Origin of the sequence: Streptomyces torulosus, assembly GCF_001419765.1 — a bacterium.
Lineage (GTDB): Bacteria > Actinomycetota > Actinomycetes > Streptomycetales > Streptomycetaceae > Streptomyces > Streptomyces torulosus.
Genome location: NZ_LIRK01000346.1, coordinates 1 through 5403, shown reverse-complemented (window position 1 = coordinate 5403; position 5403 = coordinate 1). Strand labels below are relative to the sequence as shown.

1 protein-coding gene and 1 pseudogene are annotated in these 5403 nt (G+C 77.4%); both read left to right on the top strand.

The window, feature by feature from the left end:
• Positions 1-94: 94 nt before the first annotated feature.
• Positions 95-374 (top strand): annotated as a pseudogene (locus tag AOK23_RS50160) (PAS domain-containing protein); the annotation flags it as partial.
• Between the two features lie 2 nt (positions 375-376).
• Positions 377-5365, top strand: a 4989-nt coding sequence (locus AOK23_RS23940; protein ID WP_240496528.1) for a PAS domain-containing protein, incomplete at its 5' end; no start/stop codon positions are given.
• Between the last annotated feature and the right edge of the window lie 38 nt (positions 5366-5403).

Genomic DNA, 5403 nt, shown 5'->3' with positions numbered 1-5403 from the left:
CTGCCCGTAGACTCCCTCGCGTGACACGTTGCGGGCCGGTTGGCAAGATGGCCCAGGCGGTCGGCAAGGTGCGGTAACAGGGAGGAAGCGTCTCGTGAGCAGCAGGCCATCCCGAGGCGCTGCTCGCCTCGCAGCCATACTGGACGCGCTGCCCGACGCGTTGGTGCTGGTCAACGCCAATGGGACCGTCGTCAACGCGAACACCATCGCCCTGGAGGCCTTCGAGGCCCCGGGTACCGCCCTGGTGGGGCGCGGGCTGCTGGACCTTCTCCCCGAGTTCGACTCCCGGCTCATCCCGGGGTCGATGCGCCGGCCCGACACCATGGACCCGACCGGGCGGACGAAGCCGACCCGCATGATCGCCCGCCGGACCGNNTCCGGCACCGTCGACACCGAGGCCGAACTCGCGCGTTCGCAACGGCAGACCGAGATGATCCTGCGGGCCGTGGCCGAGGGCGTCGTCGGGACGGACACCGACGGGCGGATCGTCCTCGTGAACCCGGCCGCCGCCCAGATACTGGGTTACCGGGCCAGCGATCTCGGCGGGCGCGAGCTGCACACGCTCGTCCTGCACTCCCGCGAGGACGGCTCCCCCTTCCCTTACGGCGAGTCCCCGCTCGCCGACACCCTGCGGTCCGGGCGCAAGCATCGGGTGCGCGGCCAGGTCCTGTGGTCCAAGAGCGGCGACAAGGTGTCGGTCGACCTGACGACCGCGCCGGTGCGCGACGGGGACCAGCTCGTCGGGGCCGTGATGACGTTCACCGACCGGCGGCCCTACGACCAGCTCGCCGAGGAGAAGAGCGCCGAGGCCGAGCGGCACGCGGAGGAGCTGAAGCAGCTCTCCGAGGAGCACGCCGAGGAACTGGAGGGCGTGCGGGAGCAGCACACCGCCGAACTCGCCGAGCTGCGCGAGAAGCACGCCGAGGAACTCGCCGCCGGTGACGAGCGGTACGCCGCGCTCGGCGAGCGGGAGAAGGACCGCTACGAGGCGCTGGCCGCGCGGCACGAGCAGCTGCTCGCCGTGCTGGGCACCTCCCTGCGCGGCCCGCTCGACCAGCTCCGCAGCGAACTGGGCACCCTCGCCGCCGACGACGCCGGACAGCTGTGGCCCGAGGCCAACCAGGTCCTCCACCACCTCACCGCCGGCTACTCGCGGATCACGACCCTGATCGACAACGTGCTGGGATACCAGCGGATCGACGCGGGTGAGGACGGCCTCGTCCGTACGACGGTCATGCTCGACGCGGTCGTCGCCGCCGGTGTCGACGGCGCCGTGGAACTGGTCGGGCCGGGGCGGGTGCAGTTCGCCGTGCACGCGCCGCCGATCGAGGCCGAGGTCGACCAGGCCCGGCTCGCGACCGCCCTCGCGCATCTGATCGCGGACGTCGCCGGCGTCGACGCGACCGGCAACGCGCCCATGTCCGTCGGCGGCTACATGGACAACACCGTCGTCGTGGCGGCGGCGCAGCGCGGCGAGGTCGTACGGATCGAGGTCCGCGGCCCCTACGCCGGGGGAGACCCGGTGCACCAGCCGATCGTCCAGGGGATCGTGCGCGCGCACGGCGGTGTGCTGCAGACGCACGAGGTGCCGGGGATGAGCGGCAGCGCGTACGTGCTGGAGGTGCCGCTCGGGGGCGGCGCGGGCACGGTTCCCGTGCAGGCGCCGGTCGTGGCCGTCGACGAGTCCGCGCCCCCCGCGGAGTCACCTGCCGAAGCCGGTCCTGTGGCCGCCGGTGCCGAGGTCTCGTTGCCCGAGCAGGCCGCCGGTGGCGGGCGGCGTCGGGCCCGGCGGTCGTCCGTGGACGCGTTCCTGGACAGCGACGACACCCCCGAGGCGGAGGCCGTGTCCGCCGCGCCTCCCACCGGGCGTCGCCGGCGCCGGGCCGAGGACGCCGCGGGCGGTCCCCCCGCCGGCGAGGCACCCGTGCCCGCGCAGGGCGGCACCGACGAGGCCGAGGGCACCGGGCGACGGCGCGGCCGGGCAGCCGCGGCCGACGGCGACGGAGAGGCCGTCGCCGCCGAGGGCGCGGTCGTCACGGCGGCAGAGCACGCCGCCGGCACCGCTGCCGCCGCCTCCGGGCTCGGCGGGACCGTGCCGCCGCAGGGCGTGCCCGCGCCCAGCGGACGGCGGGCGCGCCGCGAGCCCGCCGCGCAGAACGCGCTGCCGCCCGCGCTGCCCGCCGGCCCGGCCACGACCCCCTCGCCCGACGCCGCGACCGGTGACACGAGCGAGGGCCAGCCCACCGGGCGCCGTCGTCGTGCGCTGGCAAAGGCGGAGGAGCGGGCTGCCGCCGAGCCCGCCGGGCGCGCCGTCTTCGCGCTGCCGCCGGCCGAGGCCGACCGCGGACCCGAGTACGCGCAGAACGCCGGGCTCGGTCCGGTGCCGATGCCTGCGGCGCCGGGCGGGCCGGGGACTCCGGGTGCGCCGGGCGCGCCTGCCGGGGCTGTGGCCGTGCCTTCGGTGCCTGCGCAGGGGGGCCCGGGGGCCCCGGGAGCAGAGGCGTACGACGGTGAGGGCGGCCAGGGAGCCGCTGTGGCCGGGGGGATGGTGCCCGCCGGTGGGGCCGCGCTGCCCGCCGGTGGGGCCGTACCGCCTGGTGGGGCCGTACCCGCCGGTGGGCCTGTGCCGATGACTGGGGCTGCACCTGGCGGGGGGTCGGTCCCTGCCGCTGGGCCCGTGCCCGCCGGGCAACCGATCCCGGCGGCGGGTCCTGTGTCGCCCGGGCAGCCGATGCCGGGGCCGGTGCCGCCTGGAGGGATGGTCCCCGCCGGGGGCCCGGTTCCCGCCCCAGGCGCCGTGCCCGCGGCCGGTCCCGTACCTGCCGCAGGGCCCGTGCCCGCCACCGGGCTGGCCCAGCCCGGTGCTCAGGCTCAGGTCCAGGCAGCCGGTGAGGCGGCCCAGCCGCAGCCGCAGGTTCAAGGCCAGGTGCAGGCTCCGCCGCAGGTCCAGGCCGCCGGGGTACCCGGTGTCGCCGCCGCGCAGGGTGCCGTACCGGTGGCCGATCCCGCGCAGGCGCCCGGGGCCGGCCAAGCGGTCGTCGCCGGTCAGGTGCCGGGGGCTCCCGCCGGTGGTGCGGACGACGGGCGCCATGACGCCGCGCTGCACAACCCGGCGGACGACCACACCCCGCCGCAGCCGCATCCCCTGCCCGCGCCGACCGGGCGCCGCCGCGCCGTCCGCCCCGCCGGGCAGCAGGGCGACGCCGGGGCACAGGTCGCCGCCGGGCAGCAGCCGGTGCCCGCCCAGGTTCCGCCGGGTCAGGGCATCCCTCCGCAGATGGTTCCCGGCCAGCCGGTGCCCGCGCAGGGCGTCCCGGCGCCGCAGCCCGTCCCCGCGCAGGGCGTCCCGGCGCCGCAGCCCGTCCCCGCGCAGGGCGTTCCCATGGCGGCCGCCCCGGCGCAGGCCGCGGCTGCTGGTCAGCCCATCCCCGCTCAGGGTCTGCCGGGCGCCCCGCAGCCGGTGCCCGCCCAGGGGGTTCCCGGGGCCGCAGCGCAGGCCACCACCGCGCAAGCCACCACCGCGCAAGCCACCGCCGCGCAGGCCGCTGCCGTACCGCCGCAGGGTGTCGCCGGTCCGGCTCAGCAGGTGCCTGCCCAGGCCGCCGCCCCCGGCCAGCCCGTGGATGCCGCGGTACCGGCACCCGGCCAGCCCGTCGGCGCTCCCGGTGCGGGTGCGCAGCCCGTGCCCGGCCAGGGTGCCCCCGGGGTCGCCGCGCAGGCCGCTGCCGTACCGGCGCAAGGTGTTCCCCAGCAGGTCGCTGCCGTACCGGCTCAGGGTGCCCCCCAGCAGGTCGCCGCGCCCGGCCAGCCTGGCCCCGCGCAGGGTGCCGTACCGGGTGCTCAGGGTGCCCCGCAGCCGGTGCCCTCCCAGGGCGTGCCCGGCGCCGGTCAGCCCGCCCAAGCCAGGCCGCAGGCGCAGCCGCGGTCCTGGCCCGACCCCGGTCACGACACCTCCGGCGCCGGTGTCCCCGTGGCCGGTGCGCAGGCCCCGTTGCCTCCGCAGTCGACGCCGTCGTCGGGGACCCCGCTGCCGCCGGAGCGTGCCGTGCCGCAGCAGCTGCGTGCCGCGCAGCCGCTGCCCGCCGAGGCCGCGCCGGCCGCCGGGCCCGTCGCCTCGCTCGACCCCAACTCGACGCAGGGGCGGGCGATCAGCGTGCGGACGCTGGGCCAGGGCGTCCCGTTCGCGCGCCAGGGCGCCCCCCAGGCGCAGGGCCAGCCGCAGCCGGGGTCCACCCCGGCCCCGAACCAGCCCGGCGGTTCCGGTCGGCGCCGCAAGCTCGGTACGCCGCCCGAACCCGCCGGTGACCGCCCCGAGTCGGCCGCGCGCGCCCACCCGCAGCCCGGACAGGCCAAGGGCAACGGCAGCGGGCAGACGCCGCTGCCCGCTCAGCCGGGCCAGCCCTCACTGGCCGGGCAGGTGCCGCTGCCGCCCCACGCCTCGCTCGCCGGACAGGTGCCCCTGCCGCCGCAGCCCTCGCTCGCCGGTCAGTCCCGGCTGGTGGGCAACACCGACGGGGCGGGGCGCTCGTACGCCATAGGGGCCCCGGACGAGAACGCGGACGAAGGGCCCGAGCCGCTGGACGGACCCGGCGGGGCGGTGGAGGTTCCCGACCGGCCCCAGCCGCAGCCGATGGACGACGAGTTGCCGCCGGAGCCGCTGGACAACCCGCGCCGGCTGCTCGTGTGGCCCGCTCCGGACGTGCCCACCCACCAGGCGCTCAGCGAGCGCGGCTACCGGCCCGTCATCGTGAACTCGCGTGAGGACGTCGACGCGCAGATCGCCGCCTACCCGGCCGCCCTCTTCGTCGACCCGCTCACCGGTCCCATCACGCGTACGGCCCTTCAGTCGCTGCGCCAGGCCGCGGTGGCCGCCGAGGTGCCCGTGCTCGTCACGGCGGGACTCGGGCAGGCGACACGTGACGCGGCGTACGGGGCCGACCCGGCCATCCTGCTGAAGGCGCTCGCGCCGCGTGACTCCGAGCAGCATCCGCCGAGGGTCCTGCTGATCGAGGAGCACGCGGAGATCGCGCTCGCCCTGACCGCCACGCTGGAACGGCGGGGCATGCAGGTCGCGCGGGCCGCGTCCGACGCGGACGCCGTCACCCTCGCCGCGCAGATGCGCCCCAACCTCGTGGTGATGGATCTGCTCCAGGTCCACCGGCACCAGGCCGGGATCATCGACTGGCTGCGGACGAACGGGCAGTTGAACCGCACCCCGCTCGTCGTCTACACCGCCGCCGTCGACCAGACCGAACTCCCGCGCCTGGCCTCGGGCGAGACCGTCCTGTTCCTCGCCGAACGCTCGACGAGCCCGGACGTCCAGACCCGCATCGTGGACCTCCTGGCCCGCATCGGCACGAACTGAGGCCGCCGACAACAGCACTTGGGGCACTGTTTCACGTG